26 protein-coding genes and 1 pseudogene are annotated in these 23,809 nt (G+C 40.2%); 13 read left to right on the forward strand and 14 right to left on the reverse strand.

All coding sequences use genetic code 11. From position 1 onward, the window contains the following. Positions 1-142: 142 nt before the first annotated feature. The 7 genes and pseudogenes from istA (at position 143) to ACFFHF_RS09565 (ending at position 4,786) form a co-directional block, all read left to right on the forward strand. Positions 143-1,693 (forward strand): IS21 family transposase, encoded by a 1,551-nt coding sequence (gene istA / locus ACFFHF_RS09535; RefSeq protein ID WP_160547567.1) that lies wholly within the window; start codon positions 143-145, stop codon positions 1,691-1,693. Beyond that, positions 1,690-2,438: pseudogene (gene istB, locus ACFFHF_RS09540) on the forward strand (IS21-like element helper ATPase IstB). Before istA ends, istB (ACFFHF_RS09540) begins: the two are co-directional and overlap by 4 nt. Positions 2,439-2,445: 7 nt before the next feature. Beyond that, positions 2,446-2,658: a hypothetical protein gene (locus tag ACFFHF_RS09545; RefSeq protein WP_160547568.1), complete on the forward strand. Its 213-nt coding sequence runs from the start codon at positions 2,446-2,448 to the stop codon at positions 2,656-2,658. A gap of 141 nt (positions 2,659-2,799) precedes the next feature. Then, a complete protein-coding gene (locus ACFFHF_RS09550; RefSeq protein WP_377057946.1) occupies positions 2,800-3,372 on the forward strand; it encodes a Mu transposase domain-containing protein in 573 nt (190 codons plus the stop codon). Next, the gene (istB, locus tag ACFFHF_RS09555; RefSeq protein ID WP_061794326.1) at positions 3,369-4,124 is read left to right on the forward strand and encodes an IS21-like element helper ATPase IstB; all 756 of its coding nucleotides are present in this window, start codon (positions 3,369-3,371) and stop codon (positions 4,122-4,124) included. Before ACFFHF_RS09550 ends, istB (ACFFHF_RS09555) begins: the two co-directional genes overlap by 4 nt. Then, positions 4,121-4,321, forward strand: a complete 201-nt coding sequence (locus ACFFHF_RS09560; RefSeq protein ID WP_160547569.1) for a hypothetical protein — start codon at positions 4,121-4,123, stop codon at positions 4,319-4,321. Before istB (ACFFHF_RS09555) ends, ACFFHF_RS09560 begins: the two co-directional genes overlap by 4 nt. A gap of 108 nt (positions 4,322-4,429) precedes the next feature. After that, complete coding sequence (locus ACFFHF_RS09565) at positions 4,430-4,786, forward strand: hypothetical protein (RefSeq protein ID WP_160547570.1); 357 nt, start codon at positions 4,430-4,432, stop codon at positions 4,784-4,786. Between the two features lie 350 nt (positions 4,787-5,136). Here the strand turns inward: ACFFHF_RS09565 and ACFFHF_RS09570 are convergent, their stop codons facing one another. From ACFFHF_RS09570 to ACFFHF_RS09590, 5 genes are all read right to left on the reverse strand, one after another. Next, positions 5,137-5,850, reverse strand: a complete 714-nt coding sequence (locus tag ACFFHF_RS09570; RefSeq protein ID WP_160547572.1) for a hypothetical protein — start codon at positions 5,848-5,850, stop codon at positions 5,137-5,139. Between the two features lie 350 nt (positions 5,851-6,200). Beyond that, on the reverse strand, positions 6,201-7,580 hold the full coding sequence (locus tag ACFFHF_RS09575) for a PD-(D/E)XK nuclease family protein (protein WP_377057947.1): 1,380 nt from the start codon (positions 7,578-7,580) through the stop codon (positions 6,201-6,203). A gap of 253 nt (positions 7,581-7,833) precedes the next feature. Further along, positions 7,834-8,445: a hypothetical protein gene (locus ACFFHF_RS09580; RefSeq protein ID WP_160547574.1), complete on the reverse strand. Its 612-nt coding sequence runs from the start codon at positions 8,443-8,445 to the stop codon at positions 7,834-7,836. Positions 8,446-8,475: 30 nt separating this feature from the next. Continuing rightward, positions 8,476-9,243 carry an FxLYD domain-containing protein gene (locus ACFFHF_RS09585; RefSeq protein ID WP_160547575.1) on the reverse strand — a complete coding sequence of 256 codons (768 nt, stop codon included), beginning with the start codon at positions 9,241-9,243 and terminating at the stop codon, positions 8,476-8,478. A gap of 21 nt (positions 9,244-9,264) precedes the next feature. After that, positions 9,265-9,570: a hypothetical protein gene (locus ACFFHF_RS09590; RefSeq protein ID WP_160547576.1), complete on the reverse strand. Its 306-nt coding sequence runs from the start codon at positions 9,568-9,570 to the stop codon at positions 9,265-9,267. Positions 9,571-9,767: 197 nt separating this feature from the next. On the opposite strand from ACFFHF_RS09590, the gene ACFFHF_RS09595 reads away from it, so the two are divergent. Together ACFFHF_RS09595 and ACFFHF_RS09600 are read left to right on the forward strand one after the other, a co-directional pair. Next, the gene (locus ACFFHF_RS09595; protein WP_160547577.1) at positions 9,768-10,244 is read left to right on the forward strand and encodes a DUF2975 domain-containing protein; all 477 of its coding nucleotides are present in this window, start codon (positions 9,768-9,770) and stop codon (positions 10,242-10,244) included. Positions 10,245-10,254: 10 nt separating this feature from the next. Next, on the forward strand, positions 10,255-10,479 hold the full coding sequence (locus tag ACFFHF_RS09600) for a helix-turn-helix domain-containing protein (protein ID WP_160547578.1): 225 nt from the start codon (positions 10,255-10,257) through the stop codon (positions 10,477-10,479). 274 nt (positions 10,480-10,753) lie between these two features. Here ACFFHF_RS09600 and ACFFHF_RS09605 read toward each other — a convergent pair whose 3' ends face one another. Continuing rightward, positions 10,754-11,461 (reverse strand): GntR family transcriptional regulator, encoded by a 708-nt coding sequence (locus tag ACFFHF_RS09605; protein WP_160547579.1) that lies wholly within the window; start codon positions 11,459-11,461, stop codon positions 10,754-10,756. Between the two features lie 154 nt (positions 11,462-11,615). Between ACFFHF_RS09605 and ACFFHF_RS09610 the strand changes: the two genes are divergently transcribed. Then, positions 11,616-12,353: an SDR family oxidoreductase gene (locus ACFFHF_RS09610; RefSeq protein WP_160547580.1), complete on the forward strand. Its 738-nt coding sequence runs from the start codon at positions 11,616-11,618 to the stop codon at positions 12,351-12,353. Between the two features lie 64 nt (positions 12,354-12,417). After that, complete coding sequence (locus ACFFHF_RS09615; RefSeq protein ID WP_160547581.1) at positions 12,418-13,104, forward strand: YczE/YyaS/YitT family protein; 687 nt, start codon at positions 12,418-12,420, stop codon at positions 13,102-13,104. A gap of 204 nt (positions 13,105-13,308) precedes the next feature. On the opposite strand, the gene ACFFHF_RS09620 is transcribed toward ACFFHF_RS09615, so the two are convergent. Next, positions 13,309-13,848 (reverse strand): helicase, encoded by a 540-nt coding sequence (locus tag ACFFHF_RS09620; protein WP_160547582.1) that lies wholly within the window; start codon positions 13,846-13,848, stop codon positions 13,309-13,311. A 106-nt stretch (positions 13,849-13,954) separates the two neighbouring features. On the opposite strand from ACFFHF_RS09620, the gene ACFFHF_RS09625 reads away from it, so the two are divergent. Continuing rightward, a complete protein-coding gene (locus tag ACFFHF_RS09625) occupies positions 13,955-14,236 on the forward strand; it encodes a toxin-antitoxin system YwqK family antitoxin (protein ID WP_160547583.1) in 282 nt (93 codons plus the stop codon). 19 nt (positions 14,237-14,255) lie between these two features. Next, complete coding sequence (locus ACFFHF_RS09630) at positions 14,256-14,762, forward strand: VOC family protein (protein ID WP_377057949.1); 507 nt, start codon at positions 14,256-14,258, stop codon at positions 14,760-14,762. Between the two features lie 137 nt (positions 14,763-14,899). Here ACFFHF_RS09630 and ACFFHF_RS09635 read toward each other — a convergent pair whose 3' ends face one another. The 7 genes from ACFFHF_RS09635 to ACFFHF_RS09665 all read right to left on the reverse strand — a co-directional run bounded on the left by ACFFHF_RS09635 (position 14,900) and on the right by ACFFHF_RS09665 (position 23,766). Then, positions 14,900-15,298: a YkvA family protein gene (locus ACFFHF_RS09635; RefSeq protein WP_160547584.1), complete on the reverse strand. Its 399-nt coding sequence runs from the start codon at positions 15,296-15,298 to the stop codon at positions 14,900-14,902. A gap of 89 nt (positions 15,299-15,387) precedes the next feature. Continuing rightward, positions 15,388-15,591 (reverse strand): hypothetical protein, encoded by a 204-nt coding sequence (locus ACFFHF_RS09640; protein WP_160547585.1) that lies wholly within the window; start codon positions 15,589-15,591, stop codon positions 15,388-15,390. A gap of 66 nt (positions 15,592-15,657) precedes the next feature. After that, positions 15,658-16,143, reverse strand: coding sequence for a GNAT family N-acetyltransferase (locus tag ACFFHF_RS09645; protein ID WP_160547586.1), 486 nt, complete (start codon positions 16,141-16,143; stop codon positions 15,658-15,660). Between the two features lie 80 nt (positions 16,144-16,223). Next, a complete protein-coding gene (locus tag ACFFHF_RS09650; protein ID WP_160547587.1) occupies positions 16,224-16,577 on the reverse strand; it encodes a DUF4181 domain-containing protein in 354 nt (117 codons plus the stop codon). 176 nt (positions 16,578-16,753) lie between these two features. Further along, on the reverse strand, positions 16,754-20,008 hold the full coding sequence (locus ACFFHF_RS09655; RefSeq protein ID WP_377057951.1) for a UvrD-helicase domain-containing protein: 3,255 nt from the start codon (positions 20,006-20,008) through the stop codon (positions 16,754-16,756). Continuing rightward, positions 19,981-22,692, reverse strand: coding sequence for a RecB family exonuclease (locus ACFFHF_RS09660; protein WP_160547589.1), 2,712 nt, complete (start codon positions 22,690-22,692; stop codon positions 19,981-19,983). The genes ACFFHF_RS09655 and ACFFHF_RS09660 overlap by 28 nt, the downstream gene beginning before the upstream one ends. Positions 22,693-22,764: 72 nt before the next feature. Then, complete coding sequence (locus ACFFHF_RS09665) at positions 22,765-23,766, reverse strand: helix-turn-helix transcriptional regulator (protein WP_160547590.1); 1,002 nt, start codon at positions 23,764-23,766, stop codon at positions 22,765-22,767. Positions 23,767-23,809: the final 43 nt, after the last annotated feature.

The following is a 23,809-nucleotide window of genomic DNA, read 5'->3' on the forward strand; positions in this document are numbered from 1 at the left end:
AATGTACCACCAATGACATTCTATTTACCACCTAGTGACAAGAAATGTACCAGTAAACGACAAGCTATTTACCACTATGCCTTCTGTATAATTAGTGAGCACACCATCGGGTGTGCCATTATTATTCAGGAGGTATTTTTGTATGGTTCATTATCGAAAGATTTTGGAATTACACGATGAGGGCATCAGCCTTAGAGGCATTGCCTCAAGTACTGGCCATTCTCGTCAAAAAGTAACAGAGATCATCGGCCTTGCCGAAAAGAAGGGGTTAGTCTGTCCGTTAGAGGAAGAAATGACGGATAAGTGGATTGAGGAATTTCTTTTTCCTGAGAAGACACTGGAGGCTTCAGGTCGACAACCCTTGAATTTTGACTATATTCATGAAGAGTTGGCAAAGCCCAATGTCACACTTTCACTCCTCCACCATGAATATGAAGCTGAATGTAGAGCCAGCCAGAAGATTCCATACTCTTATCGTAGTTTTTTGCGTCATTACAGCAATTATGCAGATAAGTACAAAGCTACTTTGCGCATTCGCAGAAAACCAGGCGAAATCATGGAAGTCGATTGGGCGGGTTCCACAGCATTCATCATTGATAGAGATACTGGAGAAAAGGTAAAAGCCTATGTGTTCGTTGCGACACTGCCGTGCAGCCAGTTATCATACGCAGAAGCAAGCTTATCTATGGATTCGCATTCATGGATTACACTTCACAATAATGCGTATAAGTATTTTGGTGGAACGACACAAATTGTAGTTCCAGACAACCTTAAAACGAGCGTTACGAAGCATACGACGCGTGAATTGATATTAAATCCTGCCTACAAAGAGATGGCGGACTACTACAACACTGTCGTCATGCCGGCGAGGGTGCGTACTCCGAAAGATAAAGCTAGTGTAGAAGGTTCGGTTGGAGTTATCTCTACCTGGATTATTGCAGCATTAAGAAATACGCATTGTTTCACTATTGATGAATTGAACGAAGAGGTATGGAAGAAATTAGATGAATTTAATAAGAGACCCTTTACTCGAAAAAAAGGGTCTCGTTGGTCAGCATTTGAAGAAGAGGAGAAATTTGCGCTTTCTCCCCTTCCACTAGCACCTTATAAAATGTCTGAATGGAAAAAGACAACTGTAGCCCCTGACTATCACGTTTCTTTCGATAGCATGTTTTATTCTGTGCCATACGAATATATCAATCGAGAAGTCGAGGTGAGAGTGACAGATAACCTCATAGAAGTATTTTTTAACCATATGAGAATTGCCTCTCATAAACGATTATATGGGAAATTTGGACAGACGACCACCATTCACGATCATATGCCAGATAATCACAAGTTATTCGTTGATCAAACCCCAGAAGTTGCGATTGAATGGGCAGAAAATATCGGAGAATCAACATTAAGCGTAATTCGATATCTTCTAGATACTTCACAAACAGAGAAGCTAGCCCTACAATCTATATTTTCTTTAAAGAAGTTTGAGCGTCGTTACACAAAATATGAGATTGAACGTGCTTGTAAAATGGTGCTCTCAATGACTAAAAGACCAACGGTCAAAAGTATTCAAACGCTACTGAAGACTAACAAAAAGAATGACGCAGAGCAAGAATTAAAACGGAAAACAGATATCAACAAAAATAATTACGGCTTTACACGTGGAGCTTCTTACTATGGGGGAACGGATAAATGATGAATGAACAAACATTAACCAAATTAATCGAGATGAAATTAAGTGGGATGGCAGAAGCCTATAAGGAACAAGCAGCGAATAAAGAATTTCAAAAAATGACTTTTGAAGATAGATTTAGTTTACTTGTCGATTTAGAACATGCCCGCCGAAAGAGTAATAAACTTCAACGGTTAATCAAAACTGCGACTTTTCTTAACTCCAATGCATGTATTGAAGACCTGGAATATCATGAGGATCGAAGATTAAACAAAGAGTTGATTCTGAAGTTGGCTAGTTGTACTTATATCCTTGATAGTCACAATATAATATTAAAAGGACCTACTGGCTCAGGAAAGTCATTCTTAGCTACTGCATTCGGAATATCTGCTTGTCGACAGTTTTTCAACGTTAAATATATTCGGTTACCAGAATTACTGGATGAACTCTCACTCGCTAAATTAGCAGCAGACGGAAGCTATCGGAAGAGCATAAAAAAATATACGAAAGTAGACCTCCTTATCCTAGATGAATGGCTTTTAACAGATTTAACAACGGATGAAGCAGCAATCCTCTTGGAAATTACAGAAGCTCGACATAAGGTTGGTTCCACTATATTCTGTTCACAGATTGATCCTAGTGGGTGGCATTTAAAACTAGGAAAGAAACAATTGCGGAAGCAATACTAGATCGCATTATTCATGACTCCTATCAAATTCTACTAGACGGAGAAGTTTCTATGCGTGAGCGTCATGGGTTAGGCAGGTAACCAAGATATGACCACATTAACTCCAAAAGAGATTCAGAAGATTGAAGAATACTATTATTGGGTGGGATTCAAAAACTGGATTCCTTTCCCAAAGGAATTAAATGAAAAACTTTTAGAAGTATACGGCGAAGAACCTGTTCCTTATAGCTGGACTGAGCAAGATATTTATGAAGGATCTAGAAAGATAATCTTCGATTATTTCATTAACCACTCTAAGTAGTTAATTAACAGTAAAAGCCCTACTAGATTACTAGAGTGTTAATCTGTAGGGCTTTTTTATCCATTGGTAAACGCGTTGGCGTAGCCTGGTAAATTCCTTGGCGATGAGTGGTAAAAAAGATGGCAAGGGTGGTAAAATCTCTTGGCTGTAATCAAGGTTCAACTGAACTACCACATCCAAGTTGAACGAATGTATTATTCCGTTCCGTATGATTATGTCCGAGAGAATGTCGATATACGACTAACCACGGATTTAATTGAAGTTTACTTCAAAGAAGTCCGTATTGCATCACATAAACGATTAAATGGTGAAATTGGCCAGTTTTCTACGAACACGGACCATATGCCTGATAATCACCGATTATATTTAGAACATAATTCCGAAAATAATCGGAAGTGGGCAGAAACAATTGGACCATCTATGACTCGATTTGTTTCTAATATCCTGGAAATGAATGTGGAGAAAAAAGCATTAAACATCCTTAGCACACTGAGGAATGTATCTACGAAATACACAAATAAAGAAATAGAAACAGCAACGGAAACTTTACTTGAAATATCAACAAACCCGACAGTTTCTGTTTTAAAAAGCGTACTGGAGAGAAATAAGAAGAAAAAGCAAAATAAAAAAACGGATATTAACAGGCAGCCCACTACCTCTGAAGACTATGGATTTGTCCGTGGGGCTAAATACTTTGGGAGGAATAATAAATGATGAATCACGAAACATTACGTAAATTAATAGATATGAAAATGGGTGCAATGGCAGAAATATATCAACAACAAAGTCAAAATAAAGATTACAAAAGTATGGATTTTGATGATAGATTCAACCTCTTAGTAGATTATGAGTATGATAGACGTAAATCAAATAAACTTGAACGATTAATTAAGCAAGCGACATTCAGCGAACCAACGGCAGCTATTGAAGACATTGAATATCATCCAGATCGTAATCTAGACAAGAAACTAATACTAGAATTAGCAACAGGAAATTACATTCAAAATCACCATAACATTATTTTAATGGGGGCCTCGGGGAACGGAAAAACGTGGATCTCAAATGCCTTTGGGGTTCATGCATGTCGCCAATTTTACAAAGTAAAATATATTAGATTACCAGAGTTACTCGATGAATTAGCTATAGCAAAATATGAAGCAGATGGTAGTTTTCGTAAGTTAATTCAAAAATATAAAAAGATTGATTTATTGATACTAGATGAGTGGTTACTTACAGAGCTTTCAGAGGAAAACGTGCTTCACGTGTTGGAAATTATTGAAGCAAGGTTAAAGAAAGCATCGACTATTTTCTGTTCTCAATTTTCTCCAGAAGGATGGCATTCAAAACTAGGACAGGCACAAATAGCAGATGCGATTCTTGACCGAATTGTTCATGATTCTTATAAGATTCTAGTTGATGGTGAAGTTTCGATGAGAGAACGTCATGGATTGGGGGCATCAAAATGATTCCATCAGAAGTTGAAAGTCGAATAGCTAGGTATTTTTTGCATATGTATTTACCCGATGAAGTGAGGATAGCAGTAGAAGAAAGACTATTACCCTCCTGCATATGGAATAAAGAAGAGGATTTAGATCAAGATGAACTCGTTCGTTGGGCAATTGAGATTATTGATAAGCAATTAGGAGATAAAAGATTTAGATAATACAAAGAGCTATTGGAACGAATTCTGTTCTAATGGCTCTAAATTATTTTGTATTTTGATAGCAGTGGCTCTTTCCTCCACACTTACTGGCTCAGATGTCCGCAAACAGTGGCTCAAAATTCCGCACTGCCGGCTCAATCTATCCGCAATACTCAGGAGTTTCGTGAGGATGTGACTTTATGGATGGTAGATTATAAGAATCAATTCACAAGAAATGAGCAGATTGCATTGCAGCGACTGATACTTTTCGCTGAAAAGGTGCCAGGAGTTTGTAACGCGAAAATAGGTACTATGCTTAAGAGTATCTATGAGGATCGGGGAGAACTTGGTATGATTTCACGTTCCTCCTTTAAACGGATGCTTCAAAAGGCGATTAAGTTTGGCATAATAACTGTATATGAAAGTGTCAGGAAGAATGGGTCGCAGTTTAGTAATCTTTATGTTTTTAATCGGTACCCCTATTGAAAACAGGAAAAAGCGTTTCTCCTTTTGGTGGAAAAACGCTTTTCTCTTATTAATAAAAGCTATTATACTTTTCGGGAATGATACAATAACATCCTCTTGATATCCTTAGTAAAATACGGAACCTTGGTGATACGGTCGAGCTATTATTGCCCCCATGTGTAACAGGTACCATATCTGCCATAGCAGTACCTGTATCCTTATAGTTTTTTTGATAATATTTTTGTATCCATCATGTTTTTCTTTTTTACTTTGTACACCACCTGGTTGTTTAAATCCTTCAAGAATAGCTTCGTATTGTGTAGTCACTAATCATTCCTCTAGTTTTATTTCTACTTAATTTTGGTCATTATTTAAGACTTATTATGTTGAGTTGTTTTTTTACTTTTACATTCATGATGTTCCCAGCAATCTACAGAGCAAAAGTTACTTAAGCAAGTGGAACAACGTATATAAGACGTCCTTTCCAAACTGCTCATGACATCGTTGCATTTTTTACATTTGTATTTGGTGACAGTTACTTTTGTAGCAATCCATTGGTTAAGATCAGCAAAGTACTTTTCCTTTGTTACAAATTCAGGATGGTTTCGAATGTGTTCTGCTTTCATATTAAAGAATTCCCACAGGAGATTTTGATGTTTGGTATGTATTTTATACAGGACCTTAATCCCCTCATAGGAATTATTTTGTTTATTTCTCACGCTCTTCTCAAATGATTGCTCTGTGGTTTTTACTGCTCTCACGTGTCCTGATGCCTTATCCTGGTATATATAGACCAAGCCTTCTCTTACATGACCGTTTTTTTTGAAGGTACATGTATGGTATGGTTTGCTTAAATGATCGTTTTCGGTATACACACTTGCATACCAGGTTTCTTCGTTTTGTTTATTTGCTTCTTCTACTTCTTCATCTGTATATGTATCTAAAAATCTAATAATTCCTTCGCATAATTCAACTAGAGCTTTCGAAGTTAAGATCTTTCCATGTCCTGTACTCACATAATATCCATTGGACTTTTCATCGTAAGATATAGAGTAATGGCCTTGTTTAAATGTTAATTCCTTCATTTTCTCCTCCTGTTGCGTTCAATATTCTCATTATACCAAGGGAGGAGTACTCATTAAACTAGATTCTCTATCTAAAATACCTTTGATAATTAGAAAACCAGATAAATGACTGCAAATAAAATAAGGTTCATGAATAATAAGAACTGCCCTTCCAATTGTTAATTGTGGCAAACAATTGGTGGAGCAGTGTTCATACCTTTAGCATGTGTCATCTACAATTCTAATAGTGTAAGATTCTTTTCATAATGTACGCCGATCCTGGCTAGCCACTCGTTCTATTCGTTTACCAGGGGAATGCACTCTAAGAACAAGAAGTAAACTTAAGTTTAAGGTACGGGTCCTAGTAAGGTTTATACTTTTACTGTTTCACTATTCTGTAATAAAGGGGTTTCCACACCTACTCCCAGATTCTGTAGCAGTTTAGCAATGGTCAACATACCACTTTCCGGATTAATTTTAGTTTCCAAATAGTAAGTCTCACCTGTTAGAATGGATTCGTAAGTATGGATCGACGCGAATTTTTTTCTTCTTTTGTGAATGGGCTGTAACGCGAATGCATACCGCTTTCCGTTGTCCCCACCTCCAAGAATAAAGCCTTCTTCGACCAGCTGATGAAGAGGAAGATGCTTCTCTTCAATCCACTGCAACGTCTTTTTCCAAAGTTCCGCCACTGTTTTTCCATCAATAACGGTTTCTTCATTCTTATGATTAATGACGATATGAAGCTCGTCCCATCTTTTGTGTATGGTTCTTTGGAATGGGGTTGAGAAATTCCATAGCTCTTCTACATCGTTTTCCTCGTTCAGGATCCATTTGATGGTTCTGAATACTTCCCCGTAAGTTTCGTTCACAACCGTGTTCACATAGTTTCTTTCTTCGCTGTCGTCTTCATTTGATATGTTCGTAATGGCTTTAAACACGTCTTCAAAGCGATCATAAATCGAGCGGACAAGGATGCGTTCTTCTTCAATCGTTGCTAATTTTTCACGTTTACCTTTATACGGCATACGTAAGGCATCTACATACTGCTGAATAATCGGTTTGGCGTAAATGCTTAAATCTGGGTTTTCCAGGCACGGCATGAGAACGATGTCTACTAATTGCTGATAATCAATTCCATTCCATTTGGAGCTGCCGAACGTTGCTTCATTGGATTCTTTGATTTGGCTTTTTGGTACTAAGCCGACCAATAAAAACGTTTCGTCTTTGAATTTCTCTTCGAACTTTCTTAAATACTTGTTACATTGATTCACGTCCACTCTTGCGTAAACCTTTTGCTCGACCGCTAGGATTAATCTTTTCTCCTGGCTAGGATCTTTCTCATCAACGATATTTACCTTAAAGAAAACATCCAGCCTTCCTTTGTCGTCATTCTTTTCAGATTCCTCTAATGTTTCCTGCTCATCGATATCTAGTTTGTTTATATCCTTTTCAGCGATAACCTCCGGATGTCTGAATTGATTCACATTCAGCATGGCCAGATCCGTAATATCATCTAAATTTTCATCCGCCGATTCGGCCACGGCCATTAAGAATCGTTGAAACGGATAATATCCTAGCATATGTCTTTCGGTCGGATCCAACAGCCACGTTAAGAACCGTGAATGCCAGGTTTCTAAATGGGTAGCCCCCACGACATGGAACACATTCGGACGGTCAATCAGGAATTTTAAAGCGACGAATTCTTTATCCATCGTTAATTCATAGAGCATTCGTTTTAGTGATTTCATTGTTGATTCCTCCATTATGTATTATGTATCTGATCCTCCGTACGTTATCTTTTAAACAAACAGGCCTTTGGTCAGTTATTTACTATTTTCATAGGATCGTAGGTGCATATTCCCACGCTCTTTCTCTGATAGATCCTTATAGGAGTATACTAATTAAGGAGAATTTTTACAATTTATTGCCCTTCCCCTTTTGCCAATAAAGATAAGAATCTGCCTAACCCACTCTTATCAAAGCAGGTTAGGCATAGACCCCCTATTCCTCCAAATCATCCGGATAAACCACTTCTTCAAACACCTCTCCGGTTGCTTGATCCTTGACCATGATTTTCACTCGATAGTCCTCACTATCTGCACCATTAAAAAGTTGATAGTACATTCCAGATAAACCAAGTCCAAATACAACAAAGCTATCCATGCTGTTTTCATAGGTTGCTTGATCTACCACCATCGTAAACTCTGAAAATGACTTATTGTACTTGATCTCTTGAATCGAAACAAAGTCTTCATTGTTTTTCATATCCTCAACGGACTCGATGATCCCTGTTTCTAATTCCTTCATCATATCCTTGTGTTTTGATTTGGACATTTTATACGTGACGGAACCGTCTTCGTTCTTGGTTGCTTTAACGCCTTCCTTTTCTACTTCAGCAATGGAAGCATCCACATCTTCTCCTTCAAACATGGAAGCGGGCAAAGTGACTTCTACGTTGAGTAACCCTTTATCCACTTCCACCGCTTCATTGGTTTGTTCTTGATCCGTTGCCTCACTGTTCTCTTTGTCAGCTGCCTTCGATGTGTCCGATGTCGAGCACCCCGTTAAAAGAGTAAAACTAAGAACCGTCATCATTAATATAAATTTTTTCATTTTAATTCCTCCTAATAATATTTCACTAGATTACCAAGTCCAACCATATGCCTTTACATCAATCGTTTTGACTTTGCCTGCGATCTCTCTCGGTACTTCTGGATAGTTTAATTCGAATCCGGCTTCGCTACCTGGATTAACACCCACATCCACACTTCCATTTAACACACCAAGTAACGTTCCACTTTCATCAAATAACGCTGCAGAAATTCGGATGTCATCCTGTAATTCACTTGTGGTATTTTTCACTACTCCTGTTACGGTGTACGGAGTGCTATAGTCATCGGTGGAAGGAATTCCTTTCGTTCCTGACACTTCTAGTAAATTAGCACTTTCTTCGGTTGGATCAAACCCATAATTATAAGTAGTTTCACCGTATAGGGAAGGGTCGGTCATTCCTTCTAGAATCGTCGTTTCGGTTATATAGGCTTGTTCACCAGGACCTACCACGCTTGGGACAGAATAGATCATCGTGGAGGTTCCGAGAATGCCTCCTTCTTGATCTTTGTAATTCATTTGCGTTTCTCCAATTGAGACCGGCACATCGCCTGTATTTTCAAAGATCGCAGAGGAATGTACCCAAACGCTATCAATGGAATCCTTCCAGGCTCCCCCAGTGGACTGGACTATTTCAAGCTTTGGCTCCTCTTGAACTTCTTTTGTTTCTTCTTGTTTTGACGCGGCTTGCTCTTTGGTCCCTTCCGAAGAATGGGTATCTCCTGCGAGTTCATTGCCACATGCGGATAGAAATACCATTAAAGTTACTGCAAAGAAAACATTCAACCAACCTCTCATCATCTTCCACCTCATTCATTTTTTCTATAAAACTAGTAAGTCACCAGTGGTCTGATCCAGTCGCTTTTTTTTCCTGCGAAAAGATACATCCCCTTTAAGCACTTCTTCAATTTCTTCTGCTGCTTTCATATCAAACCATTTCATCGGTGCAAGCAACGAGAAGGCTTGCAGATTCTCGAGCTCCCTTGCGACCGTTCGAACATCTTTTAACATCTTCAAATCGTCAATATAATGTTCCATCGTTAACATCGCGAGTTCTTGATTTTTTTTGTCGGAGTAAAACAAGTCTGCCAATACTCCAATGGCACTTCTGATCTGCTGTTGGTTCATACGCTCTCTCCTCTTCAAAATTCCTATAGTTGAAGTATAAGAAAAAAGGTGGTCCATTTTCGGACCCCCTTTGCATGATTTTTATAATTTTTTCACATCACTAATAGAAAAAATATAACAAAACAACAATTACTTATTGTAAAACGATAAAAAATGTATTAGAATCAATATGAAAATACATTAGCGAGGTGTTATTTATGAAACGAGGTTCAACGTTATTTTTAAGGATGGCACTTGTTTTTATTGCGATTCCTGTTCTGGCTTTGTCTATATTTGGTTTAACATGGTTACCGAAACATCCATTCAATGCCGATTTTGACCACATCCTGTATCCGATCCTAGTCGGCATGTATGTGTCGGTGATTCCGTTCTTCGGTGCACTGTATCAGGCGTTTAAGCTGTTGAACTATATTGATAAAAACGAAGCTTTTTCTGAACTGTCTGTGAAAGCACTACAGAAGATCAAATTCTGTGCCTTGACCTTCAGTGGGTTGTATGTGCTCGTTCTGCCATTTGTGTATGTGGTCGCAGAAATTGACGATGCACCCGGTCTCATCCTTATGGGAATGGTTCCTACCTTTGCTTCCTTGGTCATCGCTGTCTTCGCTGCGGTTCTCCAACGACTATTAAAAGAAGCAATTGATATCAAATCTGAAAATGATTTAACGGTCTGAGGTGAATATAATGGCGATAATTATTAATGTTGATGTGATGTTGGCGAAACGGAAAATGAGTGTAACCGAACTTTCAGAGAAAGTGGGAATCACGATGGCAAACCTTTCGATCTTGAAAAATGGAAAGGCCAAAGCGATTCGATTATCCACGTTAGATGCCATTTGTAAGGCTTTGGACTGTCAGCCTGGGGATATTTTGGAGTATCAAAGGGATGAGGAAAATCAAGAATCGTAGACACATTTCCTGCAACAAATAAAAAGGATTAATGAGCAGATAAGAAATGCTCTATTAATCCTTTTTTTCAAAAGGCATTTTTCTAAAACATTGTTGCTATATACACACTTTTTAGGAAATTAACTATTTGTTTCAACAGCCAATCAGAATATTTTCATCCTTAGAAAAGAGCTACTCTACAAATAGACCAATAAATCCAGCGTTATGCGGGGAAAAATCCGGCATTTGGGATTTTTCCAAAACAACAAACTTTACGAAAAACAACCTTTCATAATTAATAATGACTAATCGCCTGAATAAAGAATTGCGACTGTTTGTAGTTATAGATGTTTTTCGAGTAGTCGAAGGGCTGTCCGTTTGTTAAATGAAAAATAACTTCGAGGCAAAACTTTGGGTCGCTAGGTTCTAGACCTAAATACTCAGCTTCTTCCTTATTCAATTTATCTGCTTGGAGGTACATATCCGAAAATCCAACCTTTAATCCTAATCCCTCTTGAATGTAATGAAAGATCGATTCAGACACAATTTCTTTATTTAAATAAGGTATGATGGCTTTATTATAATAGGAATGCTCCAGACACAAGGTTTCCCCATTAATATATTGAATCCGTTTGACATAATATACATCCTCCTCTGGTCCAATATTTAAATTGTCCATCACTTCTTGTGTAGGCTTAACCACATCTAATTCAATGACCTCAGACGTTGGCTGAGATTCCTCCATTTCTTTTTTAAATCCTTGATTGGACAACAGGCTGATGTAACCCTTCCGTTTATGGCGTCTCACAAAGATTCCGCTTCCTCGCACTTGGAAAACAATCCCTTTTCTCTCCAAAAGATCTAAGGCACTCGTAATCGTGCTCTTACTTACGGCAAATTGCGCCGTTAACGTTTCTAATATTGGAAGCTTATCTCCCTGCTGCAGGTTATGGTCAACTATATATTTTTCAATTTCGCTTGCAATTTGTTGGTACTTTAACATTTCGTCCCCTCATTTGTTCATTCATTTGCCCATATTATAGCACAAACCAAGCAAAAAGATTACATGAATAAAAAAATAATTCATGTATTGAAAAATTATACCTGTACAATTATAATGTGAATATACAAACAACAAGGAAGGGTGTTACTTTATAATGTCAAATATACAAGATAAAGTGGTTATTATTATGGGTGCTTCGAGCGGAATTGGTGAGGCTACGACAAAAAAACTTGCACAAGAAGGAGCAAAACTAGTCATCGCGGCACGTCGTGAAGATCGTTTGAAAGCGCTTATCGAATCATTACCAAATACTGATATTTCCTTTATGGTTGCAGATGTAACGAATAAAGACGAAGTTGAAGCGGTGGTCGATTTAGCAATCGAAAAACACGGCCGTGTCGATGTCCTCTTCAATAACACCGGAATCATGCCACAATCTTTGCTCTCAGACTTAAAAATCGATGAATGGCGCCAAATGCTTGATATCAATGTCATGGGTGTTTTAAATGGAATCGCTGCCGTGTTACCGATTATGCAAAAGCAAAAATCAGGTCACATTGTCACAACTGCCTCCGAAGCGGGACATGTTGTTTTTCAACAAGGGGCTGTTTACAGTGGAACAAAGTTTGCCGTTCGCGCCATCATGGAAACATTGCGCCAAGAGGAACGAAATAACCAAATCCGAAGCACACTCATCTCTCCAGGAACGGTCAACACGGAACTTCATTTAACGATCAGTGACTCTGAAAGACGAGAATGGATTGAGAATCTTCAACAAGAGATCGGGTTACAATCAAGTGATGTCGCAGATGCCGTCGCTTATGCCATTGGTACACCAAAATCGGTTAATATAGGTGAAATCCTCATGGTCCCAGCGACACCAATGGACTAACGGGTGCTCAGGACACCTTTTTTAAATAAAAACTAAAAGTTGGTTCTTTCATGGAGGAAAAATAATGAAACAAATAAAGATCATGTTTCTCCTATTATTAATCATCCTTTCAGTAGGGATTGCTGCATCCTTATCTTTAAAAGTTTCGGTTGGTGTGGGGGCATATGATGCATTAGCACAATCTATTTCTTTCCTATCTGGAATTAAAGTAGGAACGATTGGAATGATTTTTAATAGTAGCTGTATAGTAGGCCAAATGATTCTTCTTAGAAAGGGTTTTAAAATACGCCATCTATTACAGTTGCCTTTGACCATTCTCATTGGGGTTGTAATCAATTTCTTTTTCTATGAAGTTTGGGGATCTATTACAATAGATAGTTATATACTTAGAGTGATATTGTTAATTGCTGCGTTAACCATGGTAGCTTTTGCATTAGCGATCATGTTGGTATTAGATGTAGTCACTTTTCCATTGGAAGGATTTTGTATGACCTTGTCCAAAAAAACCAAATGGAAATTTGTTTACATCAGACAATCGGTCGATCTTTTATGTATCCTTCTTGTCGTTCTACTAACATTTGGGTTCTCATTATCGCTTACTATAAGGGAAGGAACCGTAATTGGTATGCTCCTTATGGGACCGTTAATTGGATTCTTTATGAAGAAGATTCAACCCGTTTTAAGAAAATATGATCTTATCAATGAAGAAGAAGAAATGGTAGCAAATAAGGATTCTGTAAAAGTAGTTTAGTCGGTTAAACCCTTGAAACCAGTTACGACTACCCCCGCAGTCGTTCATCACAGAAAAGAGTGAACAAGAATTATTTCTTGTTCACTCTTTATCTTTTATCTTATCATTTCATCTCTTCTACTGGAATCTCGGTATTACTGCTATAGTTTCCTTACGATTATTTAGATTTTTCGGTAATAAAAAGGATATACCGAAGATGTAAACTCACTTTTTGGAAAAGATAAAATGATCATCAGCATTCCAAACGTGCAGATGATCTGCACGGTATCCGCGTAACCACAACACCCCATTTATTCGTCTCAGATAAAAGCCTTTTGGAAAATCGTCCTCTTCCGTTAGAATTTCAGATGCGATGGTGATGGAGCCGGATGGAGCTTGTTGTTTCTGTAATGGATTCCCTACTTCCCCTTCAGGCTGATCGTGATAGGCTAGTCTTAGATGAGGTCCAAGCTCTACCGGACACAAATCCAAACCCAGTTCGCTCGCTCTTTTATAGATTTGATTGGTAGTTGCTCCCTCATGAAAGCCAAGGTTGCCCACGGTTAATTCCACCGTCTCCAGGCTGTATTTTGTTTCAGAAGTCGTAAACCGATCAGAAGCGAATAGCCTCTTTCCATATTCATTCATCATGATCGAAGATTGCTTCAACTTCTCGATCAGTTCCCCTTTCGAGAGTCCCCCCACCTCTACGGTTCTCGATATAAATGGGCATTCAGGGTAGATCTTTTTATGTGGAATACGCATTTCTATTCCCTCCTAACAAAGGATGAGCGATCATCAAGATAATATTCATTATTTGGTTGTATAATAGTTAACGGTATCATTTTAAAATAGGTATCGGAGGTTCGTCATGGAAAATGAAAAATGTGACATGATACACACAAACGGTGTGAAGGAAAAGAAACTAGAGGTGAATGATGATTACACGATCAAATACCATGCCAATGGAAAAACCATATGGTCAAAAGGTAAAATCATCGATGAAATGCCAGATGGCTATTGGGAATGGTATCGGATCGATGGAACGATAAAGCGGTCCGGGTATTTTGAAATGGGTGAACCTGTTGGTGAATGGATCACCTATGATAGCAAAGGTGAAAAATACAAAACCACCAATCGTGATAAAAAATAATGGTTTAGGGGTCGAACGTGTGAACAATAAAATTCAAAAAATCACCACAAATTTATGGTTTGATCACCAAGCAGAAGAAGCAGCCACCTTTTATACGTCCATCTTTAAGAATTCAAGCATTCGCAGAATCACCCGCTACGGAAAAGAACGTCATGAAAGCCGTACAGAAGGAGCGGTAATGACTGTTGAATTTGAATTGGAAGGCATCCCTTTTGTCGCGTTAAATGGCGGTCCAACCTATACATTTACAGAAGCGATCTCGTTTATTATAAATTGTGAGACACAGGAAGAACTAGACTATTATTGGGAAAAACTTTCTGAAGGTGGAGACGAAAAGGCACAAGTTTGTGGATGGTTGAAAGATAAGTTCGGAGTTTCCTGGCAAGTGATTCCTGCATCCCTTAACGAGATGATAAGTGATGAAAATCCTGAAAAATCGGAAAGAGTGATGAATGCTCTTCTCCAAACGAAGACGAAAATTGATATGGGAAAATTAAGACAAGCATATGAAGGGAATTCTAATTAAAGTGTTTCTGGATGTACTGCGACTTTAATCGAATTTGCCTCAAAATATACACTAAGAGTTGAACTTATAGCTTCAACGGGGTTAGTTGAAGAAGGGATATGCAAAGAAGCATATCCCTATATGTATTTAAACTAATTTCAATGAAATAAACCGTATAATAATTTACCAACCCAAAACGCAAGTAAAATCCAGATTAGAATAAAGAATACTGCAACAAACCAGTTTTTTGGTTTACCATTTTTCCTAATTTCTTCAGCCTTTTCTCGGTTTTCTTCCATAATGTAAGTTGGTATTAATTTTAAAGCCAGTGAAATGCCCAGTGGAACAATAATTAGGTCATCAAGATAACCTAAAACAGGAATGAAGTCAGGGATTAAATCGATAGGACTAAAAGCATAAGCAACCACACAAATAGCAACCAATTTAGCATACCAAGGAACTCTATTATCTTTGTATGATAAATAAAGGATGAATATATTTTGTTTTAAATTTCTTGCGTAGTTTTTTAATTTAGTTAAAGTATTTTGTTGTTCCATCTAACTCCCCCTTGTTAGTAATAATATAAAGTAAATTAGGAGAGAATTAAATCATTTTCACTTTGTGCTTGTGGGGGGCCATATGGCTCTTACGTTTTCTTATGTCTTTTATCAGCTGCATTCGCTATAAATAAGAAAGCAATACAAAAAACAATCCCTCCAACAACCATCATAGTCACCTTTCCGATAGGAAACAAAAGTGATAACAAGAATAACAAGACTCCACTACCTAATAGTAAAGTTAAGCCTATAGCAAATGAGATCTTTTCAGGTAATGCTTTTATTTTTTCCAATTCTATTTCTCCCTCTTTAAGTTAATTGAATAGATTTTTTACTGAACAACCATTTTCTTCGTTTTGTTATTTGTTCTTCTTAGAATAAATGGCTTGCTCAGCCCCAAATCGGCTAATCGTTCGTTCTAATTCCATCCCTAGTCTTTCTAATAGCTTACAAGAGGATGTATTGGCCGTTTGCGTTTCAGCAATTACTTTTGATAGGTTTAGTTCATTTAATGCATAATTTAATAGTACCTGAACTGCTTCTGATGCATACCCTTTTCCCCACCAATAGGGTAACAGTTGATAGGAAATTTCTTGGTAAACGCCGTCGTGGTGAGGGTCCAGAGAAACCAAACCAATAAAATCCTCTGTGTGTTTTTCTCTAACCACCCAATACAAAGAGTCCGAGCCTGCATTCAGCATGTCTTCTAATACTTGTTCAATTGAATGTTCCTCGCGTGTACCACCAAGATATTTTCTTACTTCCTGATTTATATATAATTTTTTCACATCCATGGTATCCGATTTTTGCAAAGTATGGATAAAACATCTTTCTGTTTCAAACAACTCGATTCAACCCCTAAAATTGAATTTAACTAATATACAAACCTAAGACTCTACGACTTTCTCAGTTAAAGAGAATGCAACTAGACAATCGTATCTCTAAAAATTAGAAAGATGGTTGCGTATAACAGAATGTTAAAGACTGCAAGTAACGTCAACACGAATGTCTTTTTTTCTTTCTCATATTTCCATTCCATAAAAGCTCGTAGACTGTTTAACAATGCAAAAAAGAGGATGGTTAATAGAAAGATGTCATCAATAATCAATAGTAAAATTAAATGAACCGTTAATAAGGCTCTTTCTAGCCATTTCTGAGTGTTGTTCAAGGGTTTGTAAATGCCCCATGGAGTTTTCTCAATTTGCAACTTTTTACGTAGATACCGATTCAGTATCCAATCGTACAGAAAAAACAACGCAAATAACCCGAGGATTTTCATAAAAGGGAAACTCCTTTAAGATTTTATACAACTAAATATTACCATATATTTACTTTGACTGATACGAAAAGAGGATAAGAATTGTCCCCCTCCCTCGTCCCTCCTATAAAACAAAAAATACCCGTAGTCGTTAGTGAACGAATACGAGTATTTTTGCTCATTTATAGGCCATTTCCTTAAAAGATGAACTCTTCTTCCGAAAAGTGAATCATCGCACCAACGACTGGCATATGAATCCAAGCTTCATAGACCGGTTGTCCAGTTGCTTTCTGAAGGGCCTCTGCATAGGTACGCAATTGCGGGAGGTAACTCGTCGCTTGAGAGACCCAGTCGGCTTCTTTTCCCGGAAAGCTTTTATGGTCGACAATAATCCAGCCTTTTGGAGTTAATAGCAGTAAATCAATCCAGCCGGATGCCTTTTGTAGACCTTTTTGCAAGTGAACGGGCCATTCACTATGTCGTTTCAGAAGCTCAGGATAGTGTTCTGTTAAAAACTCCTCCAGTCGGTCGGAGGCTTCTAGCATCGACTCGGTGGATAGAGCTGAGATCTTATAGCGGCCCCGAATGGCTTGAGCCAGGCTTAATCGCTCTTCTTTTTCCATCTTCTGATTGTCCGCAGCTAAAAAGGCGTGCACCATTTCTCCCAATAGAGCCATGTCCGGGTTCCCAGAGAGTGGCAGACGGCTACCGATTGGATGAATTTGATTCGTGTCTGTCTCTAGGTTTATATCTGTTTCTTCAGTGCCCAGTTCACTTTTTAGTGCACTCGGACTAAATCTTGCAGGGACAAAGGTGACCCTTTCAACCGTTTTGCCCACATAGACAACATCCTGTTCTTCATTCATTTCAAATGCTGTTTCTGGTGCTTCCTCGATCGACAGCACCCTTACCCTACAAGGGAATTCCTCCCCATCTACAATCATTTTTCCGTCTCGATTATGAAGGGGCACTTCTTCTTGATTGTCGTTTTGCACTCCAATGGCGGATAGCACTTGACGACCGGACACATCGGTCATTTCTTGAATCCATTTTACTTTTGAAAAATCACGTGCGGCAAACACGAGATAATCTCTTGCCCGAGTCATTCCTACATATAATAATCGTTGATTTTCGTCTAGCAGCTGTTGCTTGCGTTGCTGTAGTTCTGGTGCCTCTGCTACATGCGCGTCTAGTCCGACCTTGCTATAGGTTTTTCCATACGGCCATGGCCAATAATACAGCCGACGACCATGAAGCGGATCTTCCACATTAAATGGGGTGGTGCTGACGGCCATCGGTCGATCGAATACCGGAGGAGGACCATTCTTTTCAGACGATTTCTCCAAGGAATTCAGAATCACGAAAGGCCACTCTAACCCTTTGGCCTTGTGATACGTGAGCACTCTTACAGCATGCTCATCCGTGGATTCTGCCACCAGATTTAACTCTTTGTCTCTTTCGACTTCATTTAAAAATAACAGAAATCCAACCGCGGTAGCCGCTGTTCCATTGGTTCCCGCCAAATCCTCGTACTTGGTCGCTAGTTTTCGAAGGGCATCCAAATTGGCTAACCGTTGATCTCCCTGTCCCCAGCTTAGGGCGACCTCGTCCGCTTTTGATGTAACTAATGCCAAATCCAACACTTCGGAAGGGCTCATTTGAACGATTTTCTGACGAGCCTGGTCCAAACCTTGGATCAATGGCTCCGTCTTGATCGTGTCCAATCCTTTGTCTGTTTGAAGCCAATCAGTCAGCCAACGTCCTTCTCCCCAGGTGTCTGAAGAAAAGTGTACCAATTCAGCAAGTGCCAATGTATCATTGGCGTCTACTAAGTAACGCATAGCCGCAACGGCAAAAACGACTTCGGATGTCGCCATCAATCCGCCTTCTCCAACGGTCGCAGAAATGCCTAATTTAGACAGTGCGGTGGCGATTTTTACGCATTCATCATTGGATCGGCATAGAATCGCCATATCCCCGGCTTTCAGCGATCGCGGCTCACGGGTGGTTTTATCGATAAGGATGTACTGTTCTTTTTGACGTAAGATGGTCTGGACACCTGTTGCTAAATGAGCAGCGTCGGCTTGTTGATTTTTTGAATGTAGATAGGACCAAGCTTCTACTGCAACGGCTTGTTCCGGCTTGTCCTCTCGCTTTGGGTCTAATGCGACACGGTCCGCTCTCATCCCTCTGGCTTCAAACACAGGCACGAATATCGCATTCACAAAATCGACTAGAGATTTGCGGGAACGATAAGAGGCATCGAGTATTTCAATGTCCAAATCAGGAATGCTCGTCATCGCGGTTTGCATGAGCTCAGGGTCTGTGCCTCGAAAGCCATAGATCGCCTGCTTCACGTCTCCCACCCATGTGGCCTTTTGGGCGATTTCACGAAGCTGCATATTTAAAGCGATTTGTAGAGGACTCGAGTCCTGAAATTCGTCAATGAACACATCCGAAATTCGGTCCTTTAACACCTCGATATTTGGTTCATTCTTTAATAATTGAAGAGCAAGCGACTCTTGGTCCGTAAAATCGATCAAGCCTCGTTTGCTTTTTTCGACTTTATACGTTTCCATCGCTTCCGACGCACAAAGAAATAAGCCATAAATGGCGTCTTTCATATCTTGATGCAGGCCGGGATGACGGAAATGAACGGAAGCCGCATCTTGTATAGGGTAGGCGACGTCACGACTGCTTTTCCCAACATCGAGCTTACTTAGTTTCGCCCACATTTGCCAGGTGAGTGATCCGTTCCGCTCCCAATCAGCAAGCGATGTTTTGATCAACTCTACCGCATCCAAGGTTTTCTTTGTGGTATCTTCCCCAGGAAGTTCTTGCTTCGCAAAGTTCAGGGCCGCCTTTAACTCGCTGTCCAACTTTCCAGGGTTTTCGAGGGGAGCGGGAAGCCAATTCGACATCGTCGTCCACGAATATTCGGCACAGGCTTTCACATCGTCTGCGCTCAGCCCATTTTCACGAGCGAGCTTCAATATCTCAAGCACCTTTTTACGCCAATCTTCTTGAGCCAATCGTTCAAAAACAAGTCGGTAATCACGATAGAATTTGTCAATTTCCTCCACGGCCACCGTATCAAAAAGGATGGTCGCTTCTGTTTCGGCTAACACCTTTTGAACGGGAGAAAGGCCCATTTCAAGAGCAAATTCTCGTAAAAGCCGGCCAAACACACTATTCATCGTGCCCACATAGCCATCGAGGATTCGCGCGGCTGATTCCGGATCGTTTGCTTCCAGCAATTTCAGACGAACTCGCTCAATCAGTTCATCGGCCGCTTTTGTTGTAAACGTGGTTGCCATAATGTTTTCCGGAGGCACCCCATTTTGGATGGCTTTGACAATTTCAGCTGATAAACGGAAGGTTTTCCCCGCTCCCGCCCCAGCACTTAACATGGTTAATTTTCCGCTCATGTGGTCAACCTCCTTACTCCACATAGATTCTGATATTCACAATACATACAAGGTGGGTCAATGATGGACGCAAAAGAGCCCGCTTCCTCTGCATCACTTGATGGTACACCTGGAGCAATGATCGTCCCTTGTTGAAGCTGAGTCCACACGTCTTCTACCGATTTTCGCACCATGTCATGATTCTCTAAAAGCGATGGTCCGGGTACATGGTAGTCTTCAGGAAAGTCTTCATGTGGCAAACTGTAAAAATGTCCACTACGCAGCATGAAATACGCCACAGGCAGTTCTTCATCCTCATGATCCGCTAACAGCCAATGATAGAGCGTTAATTGGATCGACACCTTTTCCAAGCGCTCTTTATAATTGCTTGGTTTTCTCGACCATTTCGCATCGAAGAGAATCTTTTTCCCGGTACGGGTTTCACCAACCAAATCCAATCTTCCTTTGAACTCGACACCTTCGCTCCACGGTTTTTGCAATTCAAGCTCGGTATGTTGAATCTGAACACCCGCTTGATGTAAGACTTTGAAAAATTGCTGTAAAGAGGTTTGCAAATGTCTCCGTGTTTCATCTCGACGAATGCTATTTTTTGGTTCTAATAGAGGAGCCGCTAACTTTGGCATGAGCTCATCAAATAATTCCCCTGCTCTTAAGCGCACTTCTTGCTCGCTCCAGCTGGATTTTTCAGTAATCAGATGTTCTAGTATCACGTGTCCTAAATTCCCTAACATGAGCGACTCATGAGGGATCGAAAGGGCACTCCCTGGTTTCACTTTCGCAGCATATCGAAACGTCCATTTAACAGGACAACCAATTAAGCTCTCAAAGCTTGTTGCCGATTCCTCTTCTCGAGGGATAACCACTTTTTCGGGTACCTGCCACGTGCGGATGGGTTCTGGGATGTTCCGTTTGTTCAACCCCACGCGTTCAAAGGGTTCCTCAAATAAGGTCACACTTGGCTGCTTCCGCCATTCCGCTGGGTCCAAGGTGAGTTTCTTCTCCGTATGATGGTCTTTCACGACGGCATACCGAATTTCATCCCATAATGGGTGAATGGGGATTTCTTCTCCTTTTACTTTGGCCGGAGCAAACAAAATCAGTTTTCGGTTGGCATAACGGATCGCTTGCTGCCAAGAAGCTGCCTCTCGGCGGCGACGAACATCTTCCTCTGTTAAAAAGACCCCTTGCTCCTTGAGCCAATTCCGTTCTTTTACCGTCCACGTTCGAATGCTTGGTCCTGACATATTCTTAAGAAATCCCCACCAAAGGATCGTGTCTGCTTCTCCCCAAATCTGCCCCGGATGGTTAACCACCTGCCATGGGGCTGCTTCCTCTCCGTAATGAGATAGCTTGGCTCCTTCGCCTAAAACCGAGTCCATGATTCGTCCGACCTGCAGCTGAGAAACAGAGGTCACTCCAAGCGTTCTTACTCCATCTAATACTTCCTGCGCATGCTTGATGGCCTGAGCATAGATCGGGTCATGCGTTCGTTGATAGGTGGATGCGGCCCATTGGCTCACTTTTTGACATATGTGAACGAAGGTTTCTAACGGCATTCCTTCATTCGGGTCATAATACTCGTGGCGAACCCACAAATCCAACTTCTCTTCAAGGTTTTTCCGGCGCTTTTTCTTTTCCTGATCGTCCAGTCCTTCTTCCACCCATGCTTCTTCATAATGGCCAAGTCCCTGCTCAATGGCCTCTGTCCATACAGGACCGCCGATTCCTGGATGATTCGCTAAGGCAGTCGCCAATCGATAACGAATCCGACCTGGAATGGGAGACGTAGGGATCGTAACCAATTCCATCATTCGCTCAACTCGGATCGGGTTCCAATACGTATCAATCGTGAGAGGCAACACCTGAAGAACAGCACGCCATTTTGAAGCCCCCTCTGCCCCGGCTCCTGCCACTCCACGGCGGTGAAGAAGCTCGTCCAATAATAGAGATCCTTCGTCCTTAATAACGACCGTCTGTTCGTTGCCATGCTCCTGTAGCCAGCTGGTGAGAAAATCAGCGGCGTCCCATTCTTGTTCGGAGCGAACGAGCAATAAGCTTCCGTCCCCCTTTGCTTCTTGAGACAGTGACTCACCAGCGAGAACTCTTTTTAGAAGAGAAAGGTCTGTTGTGGGCTCCTCTTGGTTCTCTTTTTCAACAGGAGCTTTCACCATTTCCACTCCATGATGGTTCAATTTTTCGATCAACTGCTTACACCAAGGGTCCCATAAGGTTTCGTCCTCATCGACGATCGTGATGGTGTCGATATGTACTTGTACCGGTTCATTGAGCTTAGCTAGTAGGGCACGGACGCGATCCGGCAATCCCCGTGTACGGTTTTGATTGGATTGCTCTAGTTCTCCTAATAGTTCCAACCATTTGCTTCCGCCCATATGGATCGTTGGGTCCCAGCCAGTTAAGACGAGTTCATCCCGACGACGCAGCAATTCTCTCGCTGTGTTCCAAGAATCGGTTTGATAGGATGGAGAATATAGCCTATTCCCGTTATCGTGTTTTCGTAACATTTCTTGCCACTCAGCAATTCGCAGGTTTTCCGATTGCTTTGGAATCGTTAAGCCTAACTGTGTTTCCAATATCCCAAGTAAGCCGTTGAATCCCGTGACCACCGTACCCGCAGATGCCTCTTGGCCGTGTAGCGCGTCCGGATAAGACGCCGAATCCAGCCAAAAGCCGAGGATAATTTTCATCATTGGTCCTCCTTTTTATCGTTAAAACCGTTTTTTTCTATTATAAACAAAGGGGTGTTCCATTTTTGGACCACCCTACTCTTCATAGGCACTCATCATCTTCTTTAGCTCCTGTTTCATATCCTCTACAAGAGACGGAGGAGATAACACCTTCACATGCCTTCCCCATCCAAGAATCCACCCCTTCAATCCTTCGCTCAGCTTAGCTTTCGCTTTTAAGATAAAGGTGTTGTCATCTCCCTTTCTAATGTCTGCATCCACCCCAAACTTATCAATCACTCCATTGAGGGCGACACGATTTAAGTGGAATTGCAGTGTGATCCATTCGTCTTGTCCACCGAACATATGAAAAGATTGCTGAACATAGCTGCTGATGTCTCTTCTATTTTTCACAAACTTGTTTTCGGTAATCACAACATCTCTCATTCGATCCAACCGGTAGTTTCGAGGATTGTCTTCTTCACTGTATTTCGTATCTTCGCCGATTAAGTAATAAAAGTCTGATTCCCAAATGAGTGCTAGTGGTTTGATCTGGTAATGCTCCCCACCTTTACGCAGTTGAAACTCTTTATCAATATTAAAGTCTCCGTACTGGAATTTAATCAGCTTACTTTCAAAAATGGCATCATGTATTTTATCAATATGTAATTTGATTAGGTTGTAATCTTGGTTAATGGATTGCTGGTAAACAATTGGATCTGGAAGAGACTTTGCTACATGGCTACTTGTCAATTTTTTCACGTTGGATACGATGTTTCTCTTTTCTTCTTCGGTGATAAAACGAGCAGATAGAATCGGATCAATTAACAGTCTCAATTGATATTTTTCAAATAATCGATCTTGGTGACTGTAGTATTTCTTCCCATACTTTTCGGTATTATCAATAATCTCAAATCCGGTATCTTTCAAGATTTCGATATATTCTTTTACTTTTTTCTCATTAGCCGTACATCCGGGTATTTCTATTTGTAATTTTTCCACCAACTGTTTAATGGAAAGCTGATTGCCTTCATCCGTCTCTCGAAGAAGGATTTCTTTTAATACGAGGAGACGGACACCGGTTGTATCTTCAAGCATGGAATTTCCCCTTTTCTTTATCTTTGAAAAAATTATAAAAGCC

Source organism: Robertmurraya beringensis (genome assembly GCF_042433785.1).
Lineage (GTDB): Bacteria > Bacillota > Bacilli > Bacillales > Cytobacillaceae > Robertmurraya_A > Robertmurraya_A beringensis.